The organism is Stenotrophomonas africana, from assembly GCF_013004645.1.
Taxonomy (GTDB): Bacteria; Pseudomonadota; Gammaproteobacteria; order Xanthomonadales; family Xanthomonadaceae; genus Stenotrophomonas; species Stenotrophomonas africana.
In genome coordinates, this window is sequence record NZ_JABEME010000006.1 from 1 (window position 1) to 15,830 (window position 15,830).

10 protein-coding genes are annotated in these 15,830 nt (G+C 67.0%); 6 read left to right on the forward strand and 4 right to left on the reverse strand.

The features are described 5' to 3' along the window. Positions 1-290 precede the first annotated feature (290 nt). On the forward strand, positions 291-827 hold the full coding sequence (locus tag HLA98_RS11810) for an adenine phosphoribosyltransferase (protein ID WP_049447839.1): 537 nt from the start codon (positions 291-293) through the stop codon (positions 825-827). 174 nt (positions 828-1,001) lie between these two features. On the opposite strand, the gene dbpA is transcribed toward HLA98_RS11810, so the two are convergent. Further along, complete coding sequence (gene dbpA / locus HLA98_RS11815; protein ID WP_057499602.1) at positions 1,002-2,378, reverse strand: ATP-dependent RNA helicase DbpA; 1,377 nt, start codon at positions 2,376-2,378, stop codon at positions 1,002-1,004. 85 nt (positions 2,379-2,463) lie between these two features. Continuing rightward, positions 2,464-3,543 carry a YeiH family protein gene (locus HLA98_RS11820; protein WP_057499601.1) on the reverse strand — a complete coding sequence of 360 codons (1,080 nt, stop codon included), beginning with the start codon at positions 3,541-3,543 and terminating at the stop codon, positions 2,464-2,466. 103 nt (positions 3,544-3,646) lie between these two features. On the opposite strand from HLA98_RS11820, the gene HLA98_RS11825 reads away from it, so the two are divergent. Continuing rightward, positions 3,647-4,522 carry a LysR family transcriptional regulator gene (locus HLA98_RS11825; RefSeq protein WP_057499600.1) on the forward strand — a complete coding sequence of 292 codons (876 nt, stop codon included), beginning with the start codon at positions 3,647-3,649 and terminating at the stop codon, positions 4,520-4,522. Positions 4,523-4,861: 339 nt separating this feature from the next. After that, positions 4,862-6,742, forward strand: a complete 1,881-nt coding sequence (locus tag HLA98_RS11830) for an ATP-binding cassette domain-containing protein (protein ID WP_049447843.1) — start codon at positions 4,862-4,864, stop codon at positions 6,740-6,742. 152 nt (positions 6,743-6,894) lie between these two features. Here the strand turns inward: HLA98_RS11830 and HLA98_RS11835 are convergent, their stop codons facing one another. Both HLA98_RS11835 and HLA98_RS11840 read right to left on the reverse strand, forming a co-directional pair. Beyond that, a complete protein-coding gene (locus HLA98_RS11835; protein WP_049447845.1) occupies positions 6,895-7,356 on the reverse strand; it encodes a c-type cytochrome in 462 nt (153 codons plus the stop codon). Between the two features lie 9 nt (positions 7,357-7,365). Next, a complete protein-coding gene (locus HLA98_RS11840; protein WP_049447846.1) occupies positions 7,366-7,755 on the reverse strand; it encodes a c-type cytochrome in 390 nt (129 codons plus the stop codon). Positions 7,756-7,961: 206 nt separating this feature from the next. Here HLA98_RS11840 and HLA98_RS11845 point away from each other — a divergent pair, with 206 nt between their 5' ends. The 3 genes from HLA98_RS11845 to HLA98_RS11855 are packed head-to-tail and all read left to right on the forward strand — an operon-like array spanning position 7,962 to position 15,717. Further along, entirely contained in the window at positions 7,962-9,113 is a 1,152-nt protein-coding gene (locus HLA98_RS11845) for an efflux RND transporter periplasmic adaptor subunit (protein ID WP_049447848.1), read from the forward strand. Next, positions 9,110-12,631, forward strand: a complete 3,522-nt coding sequence (locus HLA98_RS11850; protein ID WP_057500698.1) for an efflux RND transporter permease subunit — start codon at positions 9,110-9,112, stop codon at positions 12,629-12,631. The genes HLA98_RS11845 and HLA98_RS11850 overlap by 4 nt, the downstream gene beginning before the upstream one ends. After that, positions 12,628-15,717 carry an efflux RND transporter permease subunit gene (locus HLA98_RS11855; protein WP_057500699.1) on the forward strand — a complete coding sequence of 1,030 codons (3,090 nt, stop codon included), beginning with the start codon at positions 12,628-12,630 and terminating at the stop codon, positions 15,715-15,717. The genes HLA98_RS11850 and HLA98_RS11855 overlap by 4 nt, the downstream gene beginning before the upstream one ends. Positions 15,718-15,830 lie beyond the last annotated feature (113 nt).

Consider the following 15,830-nt stretch of genomic DNA (forward strand, 5'->3'; position numbering starts at 1 on the left):
GAGCAAGCGGCGACCGAGCTTACATGGGTGAGGGCGCTTTGCTTGCGAAGCACTGCTTCGCAAGCGCCCGAACGCACAGCCGCCAGCGGCTGGGCCGGACCCCGGAGGGGGACTTGCAGCGCCCCCCGCAACCGGACCCACCCCGCCATCCCTCGGAATGCGGCTTTTGCTTTCGCTTTTGCTTGCGCGGTGGCCTCTGCAGGTGCCGGGCGCAGCCCGGCCGACCCCCTCAACAGGCAGGCGGCGCCCGGAACAGGTACCCTATGCCGCCATCAGATAGCCAATGTGACATGACCGACGCCATCGTCGCTCCGCAGTGGGCCTCCCGCCTGCGCGACATCGCCGACTTCCCCAAGCCCGGCATCCTCTTCAAGGACATCATGCCGCTGCTCGCCCATAGCGAGGACTTCCGCGGTGCCATCACCGCGATGGCCGACCGCTGGCGCGACCAGAAGCTGGACGCGGTGATCGGTATCGAATCGCGTGGCTTCATCCTTGGCGCCGCGATGGCGCTGGAACTGGGCGTCGGCTTCGTGCCGGTGCGCAAGCCGGGCAAGCTGCCGGGCCAGGTGCTGCGCGAGGAATACACGCTGGAATACCGCAGCGACTGCATCGAAGTGCACGCCGATGCGCTGCCGGCCGGTGCCCGCGTGGCGATCATTGATGACGTGCTGGCCACTGGCGGCACGCTGGTCGCTGCGCTGTCGCTGGTGCGCCGCCTGGGTGTTGAAGTGGTCGGCGCCGGCGTGCTGGTCGAACTGGACGGCCTCGGTGGTCGCGCCCGCTGGGAATCGGATCTGCCGCTGCACACCGAACTGGTGTTCTGATCGAAGGGCAGGTGCCAACCAAGGTTGGCATCTACCAGAGCGAATGGCCGGGAGCCGGTAGTTGCCAACCTTGGTTGGCAGCACTTTTCGCGACGGGTGCCATGGACGGGCCAACCAAGGTTGGCCGCTACCAGGCCAGATCGTTGCCAACCGGGGTTGGCAACGCTGCTTCAATCACATCATCCGCACTCGGAAACGGCGGCCCTTGATCTTGCCGGCTTCCAGCTTGGCCACGGCCTTGTTGGCCTGCTCGCGCGCGATTGCCACGTAGGAGCGGGTCGGGAAGATCGCGATCTTGCCGATGAACTTGCTCGACAGGCCGGCATCACCGGTCAGCGCACCGAGGATGTCGCCCGGGCGCAGCTTGTCGGTCTTGCCGCCGTCGATGCGCAGGGTGCGCATCGCAGCCTGCGGCAATTCGGCCGGGCGCGCGGTTGCCAACGGCGTCTTCTGCCAGTCCAGCGGCTGCCCCATCTGCGCTTCGATGGCTTCGGCACGGGTCTTCTCGCGACCGGCCACCAGGCTGATCGCCAGGCCGCTGGCACCGGCACGGCCGGTGCGGCCCACGCGGTGCTGGTAGCTCTCCACGTCGGTCGGCAGCTCGTAGTTGATCACCGCCGCCAGCTCTTCCACGTCCAGGCCGCGTGCGGCCACGTCGCTGGCCACCAGCACGTTGCAGCTGCGGTTGGCCAGCAGCAACAGCACTTCCTCGCGGTCGCGCTGTTCCATGTCGCCATGCAGAGCCAGTGCGGAGAAGCCGAACTGCTGCAGCGAGTTGGCAACTTCGTCCACGTCCTTGCGGGTGTTGCAGAACACCACCGCCGATTCCGGGGTGTACTTCAGCAGCAGGCCGGCCAGCGCCTTCTGGCGATGCGCCGGTTCCACCTCGCAGAACAGGTGGCGGATCGCCGGTGCCTGGTCGGCGCCTTCCACCGTTACTTCCACCGCGTCGCGCAGCAGGTCACGCGCCATGGCGCGGATGCTGTCGGGGAAGGTGGCCGAGAACAGCAGGCTCTGGCGGTCCTTGTGGGTGCGGCCGGCGATCTCGCGGATCGGCTCTTCGAAGCCCATGTCGAGCATGCGGTCGGCCTCGTCCAGCACCAGCGTGCGCACCGCACCCAGATTCAGCGCGCGCTTGCGTGCCAGCTCCTGCACACGGCCGGGCGTGCCGACCACCACGTGCGGGTCATGGCCCTCCAGCGACGCCAACTGCGGGCCTAGCGGCACGCCGCCAACCAGCAGCAACAGTTTCAGGTTGGGGATGCCGGTGGCCAGCTTGCGGATCTGCTTGCCGACCTGGTCGGCCAGTTCGCGGGTCGGGCACAGCACCAGCGCCTGCACGCGGATCAGGCTGGGGTCGATGGCCTGCAGCAGGCCCAGGCCGAAGGCAGCGGTCTTGCCACTGCCGGTCGGCGCCTGTGCGATCACATCGCGGCCATCCAGGATGGCCGGCAGGCTCTGCGCCTGCACGGGGGTGAGGGTGGTGTAGCCGAGGGCATCCAGGCCGGGCTGCAGGGCCGGGCTCAGCGGCAGGGTCGAGAAGTCAGTCATGGCGCATTGTACCCGTCCGCGCGGCTGCTCCCTGCTCTGGGGTCTTCATCCATGTGGGTGCCGACCCTGGTCGGCACGCTCTTGATCAGCCCAGCACCGCCAGCACACCCTGGTGGATCGCCAGGCCACCGAACAACAGCCAGGCGAACAGGATCAGTGCCAGCAGCAGCGGCTTCAGGCCCGCCTGGCGCAGCGCCGAGACGTGGGTGGTCAGTCCCAGCGCGGCCATCGCCATCGCCAGCAGCACGGTATCCAGCTGCACCAGCCCGGCCTGGAGGCCAGCCGGCAGCAGGTGCAGCGAGTTGAAACCGGCCACCGCCACGAAACCGAACGCGAACCACGGCACCACGATGCGCGCCTTGCTGCCCTCGGCGCTGGCCTTGCCGCCACGCGCCAGCCACAGCGACAGCGCGATCAGGAACGGCGCCAGCAGCATCACCCGCACCATCTTGGTGATCACCGCTGTGTCGGCCGCTGCTTCGTCGACCGCGCGGCCTGCCGCCACCACCTGTGCCACTTCATGCACCGTCGCACCGGTGAAAAGACCGTACTGCCGCGCGTCCATCGCCAGCCAGCCGTGCGACTGCACCAAGGCATACAGCGCCGGGTACAGGAACATCGCCAGCGTGCCGAACACCACCACCGTCGAGACCGCGACGGTGACCTGCGCAGCACGGCCACGCACCACCGGTTCGGCGGCCATCACCGCCGCCGCGCCGCAGATCGCGCTGCCGGCACCGATCAGCATGGCTGCCTCGCGCTCCATCTTGAACACGCGCACGCCCAGCCAGCAGGCCAGGCCGAAGGTGCTGGCAACCACCAGCACGTCCATCAGCACGCCAGTGACGCCGACATGGCCGATGTCCTGGAAGGTCAGGCGCAGACCGTACAGCACGATGCCGGCGCGCAGCAGCCAGTGCTTGGAGAAGCCGACGCCGGCCGCGCTGCCCGGTGCCAGCCGCGGGTAAAGGGTGTTGCCGACCACGATGCCGGCGACGATGGCCACGGTCAGTGCGCTCAAGCCATGCGCCTGCAGCCAGGGAAGCTCGGCCAGGTACAGCGATGCCGCCGCGATCAGGCCCACCAGCAGAAGGCCGGGCAGACGCGGTTGCCAGCGTTGGCGCAGGGCAGGCAGGGTCCAGGAGGAGAGAGCGGGGGCGTTCATGGCAAGGGCAGGGCTGGAAGGATGGGGGCAAGCGTGCGCCTGCCTGACCGACCTGTAAAACGAATAATATGGGTGAAACCTACCTGTCTAGAAGGTAATAAGCATGCGACTGACGCTGCGACAGCTTCAGGTATTCGTCGCCATTGCCGACCACGGCAGCACCACCGCCGCCGGACAGGCCATTGCGCTCTCGCAGTCGGCCAGCAGCGCCGCGCTGCACGAACTGGAGGCGCACTTCGGCACCCCGCTGTTCGACCGCATCGGCCGCCGCCTGGCGCTCAACGGGCACGGCCGCGCACTGCTGGAGCCGGCGCGCACCCTGCTGGTCAACGCCGCCGATCTGGAGCGGCAGCTGGCCGCCGGCGGCGACCCGTCGCAGGGCGCGCCGCTGCGGCTGGTGCTGGCCGCCAGTACCACCATCGGCAATTACCTCCTGCCGCCACGCATCGCCGAACTGCTGCGCCAGGCGCCACAGGCCGAGGTCGACCTGCGCATCGACAACAGTGCCGGCGTGGTCGCCGCCGTGCAGCGCCTGGACGTCGACGCCGGCCTGATCGAAGGCCCGTGCCACGAGCGTGGCCTGCAGGTCACCGCCTGGCAGCAGGATCCGCTGGTGATCGTGGCTGCCGCCGACGCCCCCGCGCGCTGGACGCTGGACGAACTGCGCCGTGCACGCTGGTTGCTGCGCGAGCCCGGCTCCGGCACCCGTGAAGCCGTGGAACAGGCGCTGCTGCCGCACCTGCGCGGTTTCGCCCAGACCCTGCAGCTGGGCAATACCGAAGCAATCAAGCAGGCCGCCATCGCCGGCCTCGGCCTGGCCTGCCTCTCGCGCCACGCGCTGGAAGAGCCCTTGGCCCTGGGCCGCCTGCGCGTGCTCGAGACCCCGCTGCCCGCCCTGCAACGCACCCTGTGGCTGGTACGCCACCCTGGAAAGCAATGGCTGCCGGGGTTGCAGGCGCTGCTGGGGGAGGTGGGGTAGCCATCAGATTTCCAGTCGATTCCATCCATCGACCCTTCTTGTAGCGCTCATCCACGCATGGCGTGGATCTACCGTGCCGACCAAGGTCGACACCCACCAGAGCAGAATGTAGTTCCGACAGATTGCGAGAAACTGTGAGAGGTGGGGCGGTGTGGGGCTGCAGGACCGTTGGCGCCATGGATGGCGCCATCGAGCCCCCATGGATGGGTTCACGGCGTGTCCTGCAGCCCCACACCGACCTGCCTGCCACCGTAAGCCGCTTTGGCTGTTGCTTCGGCCGTTGCCTCTGCGGGTGCCGGGTGCAACCCGGCCGACGCCCCCAACCCGTACAATATCCGGATGCCTCTGATTACCCTACAGAACGTCGACTTCAGCGTCGGCGGCCCGTTGTTGCTGGAAAAGGCCGAACTGTCGATCGAGCCGGGCGAACGCATCGCCCTGATCGGCCGCAACGGCGCCGGCAAATCCACCCTGCTCAAGCTGCTGTCCGGCGACCACAAGCCCGATGACGGCGAAGTCCGCGTGCAGCAGGGCGTGCGTGTCACCCGCCTGGAGCAGGAAGTGCCACACGGCGCGGCCGGTTCGGTGTTCGACGTCGTCGCCGATGGCCTCGGCGAACTGGGCCAGTGGCTGGCCGAATTCCACCACCTCAGCCATGCCGAGGTCTTCGATGGCGAAGCCCTCGGCAACGTGCAGGCCAAGATCGACGCCGCCAACGGCTGGGGATTGGACCAGCGCGTCAGCGAAACCCTGACCAAGCTCGACCTGGACGGCGAGGCCGAGTTCGGCCGCCTGTCCGGCGGCATGAAGCGCCGCGTGCTGCTCGCCCGCGCGCTGGTGTCCAGCCCCGATGTGCTGCTGCTGGACGAACCGACCAACCACCTGGACATCGAGGCCATCGACTGGCTCGAAGCGTTCCTGAAGGGCTGGAGCGGCAGTGTGGTGTTCGTCACCCACGACCGTCGCTTCCTGCGTGCGCTGGCCACCCGCATCGTCGAGATCGACCGCGGCCAGGTCACCAGCTGGCCGGGCGACTGGGCCAACTACGAGCGCCGCCGCGAGGAACGCCTCAATGCACAGGCGCAGGAAAACGCGCGCTTTGACAAGCTGCTGGCGCAGGAAGAAGTCTGGATCCGCCAGGGCATCAAGGCCCGCCGCACCCGCGATGAGGGCCGTGTGCGCCGCCTGAAGGCGATGCGCAACGAACGTTCGCAGCGTCGCGACCTCAGCGGCAACGTCAAGATGGAAGCCGCGCAGGGCGTCAGCTCCGGCAAGAAGGTGATCGACGTCAAGGACATTTCGTTCGCGTTCGGCGAGCGCACCATGGTCCGCGATTTCACCACCACCATCCTGCGTGGCGATCGCATCGGCCTGATCGGCCCCAACGGCAGCGGCAAGACCACGCTGCTGAAGCTGCTGCTGGGCGAACTGCAGCCGGCCAAGGGTGAGGTCAATGCGGGCACCAACCTGCAGATCGCGTATTTCGACCAGTACCGTGCGGTGCTGCGCGAAGACTGGAGTGCGATCGAGAACGTGGCCGAAGGCCGCGACTTCCTCGAGTTCAACGGCAAGCGCAAGCACGTGCATGCTTACCTGCAGGACTTCATGTTCACCCCGGAACGTGCACGTGCGCCGATCACCCGCCTGTCCGGTGGCGAGCGCAACCGCCTGCTGCTGGCCAAGCTGTTCGCGCAGCCGTCGAACCTGCTGGTGATGGACGAACCGACCAACGACCTCGACGTGGAAACCCTGGAGCTGCTGGAAGAGCTGCTGGGCGACTACACCGGCACCCTGCTGCTGGTCAGCCACGACCGTGACTTCATCGACAACGTGGTGACCTCCACGTTGGTGATGGAAGGCGACGGCGTGATCGGTGAGTACGTTGGCGGCTACAGCGACTGGCAGCGTTATGCGGCCAGTGTGGCGACGCCTGCTGCGGCTCCGGCAGCCAAGCCGGCGGCAGCTGCACCGGCTGCCACGGCCGCTGCTCCGGCTGCGCCCAAGCGCAAGCTGGCCTACAAGGAAGCGCGCGAACTGGAGCAGTTGCCGAAGACCATCGAGAAGCTGGAAGGCGATGTCGAAGGCCTGACCTCGGCGATGAACGACCCATCGTTCTACACCCGCAGCAGTGCCGAAGTGACCGCGCACACGCAGCAGCTGGCCAAGGTGCAGGCCGAGCTGGATGCCGCGTACGCGCGCTGGGAAGAGCTGGAAGGCTGAGTATCGGTCGGCGCCAACGGTTGCGCCGATTGATGTAGAGCAGAGCCCACGCTCGGCTCAGTAGATCCACGCCGTGCGTGGATATCCGGATCTGTGCGGACCAACGGTCCGCACCCACCAATCAACGGTCCGCACAGACCGGGGGGCGGCGGTCATTTGACCCCGTGCAGATCCCGCAACTGGGTCGGCCGGCTGCCGAAATACGCCGCCAGATCGGCAATGTCCTGATCACTCAGGTCCTTCGCCTGCGGCGTCATCAGCGCATGCTGGCGGTCACCGGCGCGGTAGGCCTGCAGCGCATGCGCCAGGTAGTCGCCGTACTGCCCACCCAGTTTCGGATAGGTCGGATCGATCGGCGCATTGCCGTCGGCCCCGTGGCAGTCGATGCAGCTCTGGTTGGTGGCCTTGCCCTTCACCTTGGCGCGGGCTTCACCGGCGGCCTCGCGACCTGCCGGCAGGCCGGCGGAGGACGATGAACCGTGTTCGCCGCTGGCATGGCCCGGGTCGGCGGCGGATTTCTCGCTGTTTTCCACCTGCGACTGCGAACAGGCCGCCAGCAGCAGGGCAACGGACAGGGCGATGGCATGACGCATCGGATGCGCGGCTTTCGACATGGGCGGGCCTTACTTGACGGTGGACAGGTAAACAGCGAGATCGGCGATCTCCTGTTCGCTGAAACTCATCGACTGCGCCTGCATCGTCGGATGCCTGCGCTTGCCCTGGCGGTACTCGGTCAGGGCCTGGGCCAGGTACTGCTGGGTCTGGCCGCCGATCTTCGGCACCCGGTAACTGGGGTAGGCGTTCTTGTAACCGGTGATGCCATGGCACCCCTGGCAGGTATAGGCCAGGACACGGCCATTGTCGAAGTTGCCGGTGGGGGCGGCAGGCGCCGGGGCGGCGGCGGGAGCCGGGGCCGGGGCAGGTGTGGCAGGAGCAGGAGCGGGCTGTGCGGCGGCCCCAAGGGGCAGGAGGACGGCCAGAGCGAGACAAGCGGCGAGCGGCTGCGGGCGCATGGTGTCGTTTCCGGGAATTCGGGTCTGGTCGTTCCGGCGTGGGGTACGGAACGCCCCGAGTATAGCCTCAGGTTTCATCTAGCTGAAATGGGGGGTGGCCCGACCAGTGGCGTGAAGACACCATGACCTTTGGGATATGGTGTTGCCGTGAAGTGGTGAATTACTTTGCTACCACACCTGTCCACGCATCCTCTAGGGACCTGACGATGTCACACCCAACCTTCCTGTCCGGCCGTCGCAGCGGAATCTGCGCTGCCGCACTGCTGATCTCCACCTCCCTGCTGCTGGGCGGTTGCGCCGCAGGGCCCAATTCCGAAGCCAAGGCTGCCGAGACCAAGGAGGAGAAGAAGGTTGACGCGGTCCCCGTCGAAGTGGCCGTGGCCAGCCATCGCGCGGTTGCCGCCAGCTACACCGGCACCGCTGCGCTGGAACCGCGCGCCGAATCGCAGGTGGTCGCCAAGACCTCTGGCGTGGCGCTGGCGGTGCTGGTCGAGGAAGGCCAGCGGGTCACCGCCGGGCAGCCGCTGGTGCGCCTGGACCCGGACCGCGCACGTCTGGCCGTTGCCCAGAGCGAAGCGCAGATGCGCAAGCTGGAAAACAACTACCAGCGCGCACAGAAGCTGGTGGGCCAGCAGATGGTCAGCGCCGCCGATGTCGACCAGCTGCGTTTTGATCTGGAAAACGCCCGTGCGCAGTACCGCCTGGCGACGCTGGAGCTGTCCTACACCACCGTCGTGGCACCGATCTCCGGCGTGATCGCCTCGCGCTCGATCAAGACCGGCAACTTCGTGCAGATCAATACACCGATCTTCCGCATCGTCGACAACTCGCGGCTGGAAGCCACCCTCAACGTGCCCGAGCGTGAGCTGGCCACCCTGCGCGCCGGCCAGCCGGTGACGCTGGCCGCCGATGCGTTGCAGGGCCAAAGCTTCACCGGCACCGTCGATCGCATTGCGCCGGTGGTGGACTCAGGCAGCGGCACGTTTCGCGTGGTCAGCGCCTTCGATGGCGCCGCGCACGCACTGCAGCCCGGCATGTTCGGGCGCATCCGCATTGATTACGACCAGCGTGCCGATGCGCTGGTGGTGCCGCGCCTGGCGCTGCTCGACGACGGTGAGCCGGCGGTGTTCCGGGTGCGCGAAGGCAAGGTCGCACGCGTTCCGGTCAAGCTGGGTTACGCCGAGGGCCCGTGGGTGGAGATCCGTGATGGCCTGGCGGCCGGTGATCAGGTGGTCACCGCCGGCAAGGTCGCCCTGCGCGACGGTACCGCGGTGCAGGTGATCGCCGATCCGAAGGCAAAGGCAAAGACGGTCGCAGCGGCCGCAAAGCCGGCAGACAAGGCCGGGAGCAAGCAATGACCGGCCCGGGCCACGACCACGGTGCCTCGCCGGCGAGCGACGGCGCCGCCGCCGGCATGCGCGGCGGCCTGGTGGAATTCGCCACCCGCCGCCGCGTGACCATCGCCATGTGCACGGTCACGCTGCTGCTGTTCGGCCTGATCGCGCTGGGCAACCTCAAGGTCAACCTGCTGCCGGACCTGAGCTACCCGACGCTGACCGTGCGAACCGAGTACACCGGCGCGGCGCCGACCGAAATCGAAACCCTGATCACCCAGCCGGTCGAAGAAGCGGTGGGCGTGGTCAAGAACCTGCGCAAGCTGAAGTCGGTCTCGCGCACCGGCCAGAGCGACGTGGTGCTGGAGTTCGCCTGGGGCACCAACATGGACCAGGCCAGCCTGGAGGTGCGCGACAAGATGGAAGCGCTGAACCTGCCGCTGGAGGCCAAGGCCCCGGTGCTGCTGCGCTTCAATCCGTCCACGGAGCCGATCATGCGCCTGGTGCTGTCCAGCAAGACCGCACCGGCCAGCGATGCCGATGCGGTCCGCGAGCTGACCGGCCTGCGCCGCTATGCCGATGAAGACCTGAAGAAGAAGCTGGAGCCGGTCACCGGCGTGGCAGCGGTCAAGGTCGGTGGCGGCCTTGAGGACGAGATCCAGGTCGACATCGACCAGCAGAAGCTGGCACAGCTGAATCTGCCGATCGACACCGTCATCAAGCGCCTGAAGGACGAGAACATCAACATCTCCGGCGGTCGCCTGGAGGAGGGTTCGCAGCGCTTCCTGGTGCGCACCGTCAACCAGTTCGCCGACCTGGAGGAGATCCGCAACCTGCTGGTCACCACCCAGGGCTCGAACGGAAGTGCAGCCGACTCGGCATTGCAGCAGATGTTCAACATCGCCGCGTCGACCGGTTCGGCCGCGGCCATTGCAGCGGCCTCGGCGGCGCAGAGCGCATCGTCCGGTGCTGGCTCCAGCGTGGTCGCCAATGGCGTGCCGGTACGCCTGAAGGACGTGGCCACCGTTCGCCAGGGCTACAAGGAGCGCGAAGCGGTGATCCGGCTGGGCGGCAAGGAATCGGTTGAACTGGCCATCTACAAGGAAGGCGACGCCAATACGGTGTCCACCGCCGAAGCGCTGCGCAAGCGCCTGGAGCAGATCAAGGGCACGTTCCCGTCCGATGTCGAGATGACCACCATCGAGGACCAGTCGCGCTTCATCGAGCACGCCATCGCCGACGTCAAGAAGGATGCGGTGATCGGTGGCCTGCTGGCGATCCTGATCATCTTCCTGTTCCTGCGCGATGGCTGGAGCACGTTCGTGATCAGCCTGTCGCTGCCGGTCTCGATCATCGCCACGTTCTTCTTCATGGGCCAGCTCGGCCTCAGCTTGAATGTGATGTCGCTGGGCGGCCTGGCGCTGGCAACCGGCCTGGTGGTGGACGACTCCATCGTGGTGCTGGAGAGCATTGCCAAGGCCCGCGAGCGCGGCCTGGGCATCCTGCAGGCGGCCATCACCGGTACCCGTGAGGTGAGCATGGCGGTGGTCGCTTCGACCCTGACCACCATCGCCGTATTCCTGCCGCTGGTGTTCGTCGACGGCATCGCCGGCCAGCTGTTCCGCGACCAGGCACTGACCGTGGCGATCGCCATTGCGATCTCGCTGCTGGTGTCGATGACCCTGATTCCGATGCTGAGCTCGCTGAAGGGACGACCGCCACTGGCGTTCCCGGAAGAGGCACCGAACGAACCGTGGCAACCGCAGAGCCGCTGGCAGAAGCCGGTTGCGCTGGGCCGCCGTGGCGCCGTGGCGACCGCGCGCTGGGGCTTCTACGCGCTGGCTTGGCTGATCGTGCGCCTGTGGCGTGGCCTGGTCGCGGTGGTCGGCCCGGTGATGCGCAAGGCCAGCGACCTGGCGATGAAGCCCTATGCCGGTGCCGAGCGCGGCTACCTGCGGCTGCTGCCGAGCGCGCTGGCCCATCCGGGCAAGGTGCTGGGGGTGGCCACGATCATCTTCGTGGCGACCATGGCGCTGGTGCCGATGCTCGGCGCCGACCTGATCCCGCAGTTGGCCCAGGACCGCTTCGAGATGACGGTGAAGCTGCCGGCCGGCACGCCGCTGAAGCAGACCGATGCGCTGGTGCGCGAGCTGCAGCTGGCGCACGGCAAGGGGGAGGGCGTGGCATCGCTGTACGGCGTCAGTGGCAGCGGCACCCGCCTGGATGCCAGCCCGACCGAGAGCGGCGAGAACATCGGCAAGCTGACCGTGGTGATGGAAGGCGGCGGCAATGCACGTACCGAAGCGGAGATCACCGAGCGCCTGCGTGACACCATGGGCCAGCATCCGGGTGCACAGGTCGACTTCGCACGGCCGGCGTTGTTCAGCTTCTCCACGCCGCTGGAAATCGAGCTGCGCGGGCAGGACATGGCGACGCTCGAAGTAGCTGGCCAGCGCTTGGCGGCGCTGCTGCGCGGCAATGCGCACTACGCCGACGTGAAGTCGACGGTGGAAGAGGGCTTCCCGGAAATCCAGATCCGCTTCGACCAGGAGCGTGCCGGCGCGCTGGGCCTGACCACGCGCCAGATCGCCGACGTGGTGGTGAAGAAGGTCCGCGGTGACGTGGCCACCCGCTACAGCTTCCGCGACCGCAAGATCGACGTGCTGGTGCGTGCGCAGGAAGGTGATCGTGCCAGCGTGGAAAGCATCCGCCGCCTGATCGTCAATCCGGGCAGCACCCGTCCGGTCACGCTGGATGCGGTGGCCGACGTGGTTGCCACCACCGGCCCCAGCGAGATCCATCGCGCCGACCAGACCCGCGTCGCCGTCGTGTCGGCCAACCTGCGCGATATCGATCTGGGCGCGGCCATGCGCGAAGTGCAGCAGATGGTGGCCGAGCAGCCGCTGGGTGCGGGTGTCGGCCTGCACATCGGTGGCCAGGGTGAGGAGCTGGCGCAGGCGGCGAAGTCGCTGATCTTCGCCTTCGGCCTGGCGATCTTCCTGGTCTACCTGGTGATGGCCTCGCAGTTCGAGTCGCTGCTGCATCCGTTCGTGATCCTGTTCACCATCCCGCTGGCGCTGGTCGGTGCGATACTGGCGCTGATGCTGACCGGCAAGCCCATTTCTGTGGTGGTGTTCATTGGTCTGATCCTGCTGGTCGGCCTGGTCACCAAGAACGCGATCATCCTGATCGACAAGGTCAACCAGCTGCGCGAGGCCGGCGTGGCCAAGCACGAGGCCCTGGTGGAAGGGGCACGCTCGCGCCTGCGGCCGATCATCATGACCACCCTGTGCACGCTGTTCGGCTTCCTGCCGCTGGCGGTGGCGATGGGCGAGGGTGCCGAAGTGCGCGCGCCGATGGCGATCACCGTGATCGGCGGCCTGCTGGTGTCGACCCTGCTCACCCTGCTGGTGATCCCGGTGGTGTACGACCTGATGGATCGTCGCGGTGATGCCTATTACCGCGAACGCGGCCGCAAGCATGCCGGCGAGATCGAACCGGGTGCGGCGGGCAGCACGGCGGGTGCGGAGGAACCGGCATGAGTGTTGCCGAGTTCTCCATCCGCCGCCCGGTCACCACCATCATGTGTTTCGTATCACTGGTGGTGATCGGCCTGATCGCTTCGTTCCGGCTGCCGCTGGAGGCGCTGCCGGACATCTCCGCGCCGTTCCTGTTCGTGCAGATCCCGTATACCGGTTCAACTCCGGAGGAAGTGGAGCGAACCATCATCCGCCCGGTGGAGGAATCGCTGGCGACGATGACCGGCATCAAGCGCATGCGCTCGTCGGCCACCTCCGAGGCCGCCCTGATCTTCATCGAGTTCAGCGACTGGGACCGCGACATCGCCATCGCTGCCTCCGATGCACGCGAGCGCATCGACGCGATCCGCAGCGACCTGCCGGACGACCTGCAGCGCTACAACGTGTTCAAGTGGTCCAGCAGTGACCAGCCGGTGCTGAAGGTGCGACTGGCCAGCACCACCGACCTGACCACCGCCTATGACATGCTCGACCGCGAATTCAAGCGGCGCATCGAGCGCATCCCCGGCGTGGCGCGCGTCGACATCACCGGTGCGCCGCCGAACGAGGTGGAGATCGCCATCGATCCGAACCGGCTCAACGCGCACGGGCTGAGCATCAACGAGCTGAGCGAGCGTTTGCGCACGCTGAACTTCTCGATCTCGGCCGGGCAGATCGACGACAACGGCCAGCGCGTGCGCGTGCAGCCGGTGGGCGAGATCACCGACCTGCAGGAAATGCGCGACCTGGTGATCAACGCCAAGGGCCTGCGCCTTGGGGATATCGCTGACGTGCGCCTGAAGCCGGCGCGAATGAACTATGGGCGCCGCCTCGATGGCAACCCGGCCGTCGGCCTGGATATTTTCAAGGAGCGCAGCGCCAACCTGGTGGAAGTCTCGCGCGCGGCGCTGGCCGAGGTCGAGTCGATCCGTGCGGAGGCGTCGATGCGCGACGTGCAGATCAAGGTGATCGACAACCAGGGCAAGGCGGTGACCTCCTCGCTGCTGGAACTGGCCGAGGCCGGTGCCGTCGGCCTGATCCTGTCGGTGACGGTGCTGTTCTTCTTCCTGCGCCATTGGCCGTCCACGTTGATGGTGACCCTGGCCATTCCGATCTGCTTCACCATCACCCTGGGCTTCATGTACTTCGTGGGGGTGACGCTGAACATCCTGACCATGATGGGCCTGCTGCTGGCGGTGGGCATGCTGGTCGACAACGCCGTGGTGGTGGTGGAGAGCATCTACCAGGAGCGCGAGCGCCTGCCGGGGCAGCCGCGGCTGGCCTCGATCATCGGCACCCGCAACGTGGCCATCGCGCTCAGCGCCGGCACGCTGTGCCACTGCATCGTGTTCGTGCCGAACCTGTTTGGCGAGACCAACAACATCAGCATCTTCATGGCGCAGATCGCGATCACCATCTCGGTCTCGCTGCTGGCCTCATGGCTGGTCGCGGTCAGCCTGATCCCGATGCTGTCCGCGCGCATGGCCACGCCCAAGTTGGTGCACTCGCAGACCGGCATGATCGCGCGCCTGCAGCGCCGCTACGCGCAACTGCTGGACTGGTCGCTGCACCATCGTGGCTGGAGCCTGCTCGGCATTCTGCTGGTCGTGCTGGTCAGCCTGGTGCCGATGAAGCTGACCAAGATCGACATGTTCGGCGGTGACGGCGGCAAGGACATCTTCATCGGCTACATGTGGAAGGGCGCCTACACCTACCGCCAGATGTCCGAGGAAGTGGCACGGGTGGAGAACTGGATCGACGAGAACCGCGAGCGCCTGCACGTCAAGCAGGTGTATTCCTGGTACAGCGAACAGGAAGGCAGCTCGACCGTGGTCACCCTGGACGAGAAGTACGCCAAGGACATCAAGTCGCTGCAGGAAGAGCTGCGCAAGGGTCTTCCGAAGTCGGCCCGCACCGACTACTTCGTCGGGAACCAGGGGGGTGATGGCGGCGGTGGTGGCGGCAATCAGGGCGTGCAGGTGCAGCTGGTGGGCGACTCCAGTTCGATGCTGCAGGAAATCGGCCAGGAAGTGGTGCCACTGCTGGCCCAGCGTACCGAGCTGCGCGATGTGCGCATCGACAATGGCGAGAAGGGCGGCGAGCTGAAGGTGCGCGTCGACCGCGAGCGCGCCGCTGCATTCGGCTTCAATGCCGAGCAGGTGGCCAGCTTCGTCGGCCTGGCCCTGCGCGGTGCGCCGATGCGCGAGTTCCGCCGCGGTGACAACGAAGTGCCGGTGTGGGTGCGCTTTGCCGGTGCCGAGCAGAGCAGCCCGGAAGACCTGGCCGGCTTCAGCGTGCGCACCGGCGACGGCCGCAGCGTGCCACTGCTGAGCTTGGTCACCGTCGACGTCGGTTCGTCAGCCACCCAGATCGGACGCACCAACCGCCAGACCACGCTGACCATCAAGGCCAACCTGGCCGAGAAGGTCACCGCGCCCGATGGCCGCAAGGCGATGGAGTCCGTGCTCAAGCCGATGAACTTCCCGGCCGGTTATGGCTTCACCTTCGATGGCGGCGACTACGGCAACGACGACGAGGCGATGCAGCAGATGGTGTTCAACCTGCTGATCGCGCTGGTGATGATCTACGTGGTGATGGCGGCGGTGTTCGAGTCGCTGCTGTTCCCGGCGGCGATCATGAGTGGCGTGCTTTTCTCGATCTTCGGAGTGTTCTGGCTGTTCTGGATCACCGGCACCTCGTTCGGGATCATGTCCTTCATCGGCATCCTGGTGCTGATGGGCGTGGTGGTGAACAACGGCATCGTGATGATCGAGCACATCAACAACCTGCGGCGCGGCGGCATGGGACGCACGCAGGCGCTGGTGGAGGGCTCACGCGAGCGATTGCGCCCGATCATGATGACCATGGGCACGGCGATCCTGGCGATGGTGCCGATCTCGCTGACCAACACGCAGATGTTCGGCAATGGCCCCGAGTACGCGCCGATGGCGCGCGCGATTGCCGGCGGCCTGGCGTTCTCGACCGTGGTCAGCCTGCTGTTCCTGCCGACCATCTATGCGGTGCTGGATGACCTTCGCAGTGCCGTGACGCGGCTGGTCCGCCGCGCACGCGGCCTGGAGAGGGTAGAGCCGGGCGCTGCCCGGCTGTAATACACGTCAACGTGTTGTGGTGTGGGGGAGGCCGGTCGTAGTGGGGCGGCCTCCCCCTTTTTTTGCCGGGCATGGCGTGCCAACCAAGGTTGGCACCTGCCAGAGCGCAGTCG

Bases quoted from the DNA above. Each gene is read 5' to 3' on its own strand.
- HLA98_RS11835 (WP_049447845.1), bottom strand. From the start codon at position 7,356: ATGTCGAAAGCCGCGCATCCGATGCGTCATGCCATCGCCCTGTCCGTT.
- HLA98_RS11850 (WP_057500698.1), top strand. From the start codon at position 9,110: ATGACCGGCCCGGGCCACGACCACGGTGCCTCGCCGGCGAGCGACGGC.
- HLA98_RS11810 (WP_049447839.1), top strand. From the start codon at position 291: ATGACCGACGCCATCGTCGCTCCGCAGTGGGCCTCCCGCCTGCGCGAC.
- HLA98_RS11845 (WP_049447848.1), top strand. From the start codon at position 7,962: ATGTCACACCCAACCTTCCTGTCCGGCCGTCGCAGCGGAATCTGCGCT.
- HLA98_RS11820 (WP_057499601.1), bottom strand. From the start codon at position 3,543: ATGAACGCCCCCGCTCTCTCCTCCTGGACCCTGCCTGCCCTGCGCCAA.
- HLA98_RS11855 (WP_057500699.1), top strand. From the start codon at position 12,628: ATGAGTGTTGCCGAGTTCTCCATCCGCCGCCCGGTCACCACCATCATG.
- HLA98_RS11825 (WP_057499600.1), top strand. From the start codon at position 3,647: ATGCGACTGACGCTGCGACAGCTTCAGGTATTCGTCGCCATTGCCGAC.
- dbpA (WP_057499602.1), bottom strand. From the start codon at position 2,378: ATGACTGACTTCTCGACCCTGCCGCTGAGCCCGGCCCTGCAGCCCGGC.
- HLA98_RS11830 (WP_049447843.1), top strand. From the start codon at position 4,862: ATGCCTCTGATTACCCTACAGAACGTCGACTTCAGCGTCGGCGGCCCG.
- HLA98_RS11840 (WP_049447846.1), bottom strand. From the start codon at position 7,755: ATGCGCCCGCAGCCGCTCGCCGCTTGTCTCGCTCTGGCCGTCCTCCTG.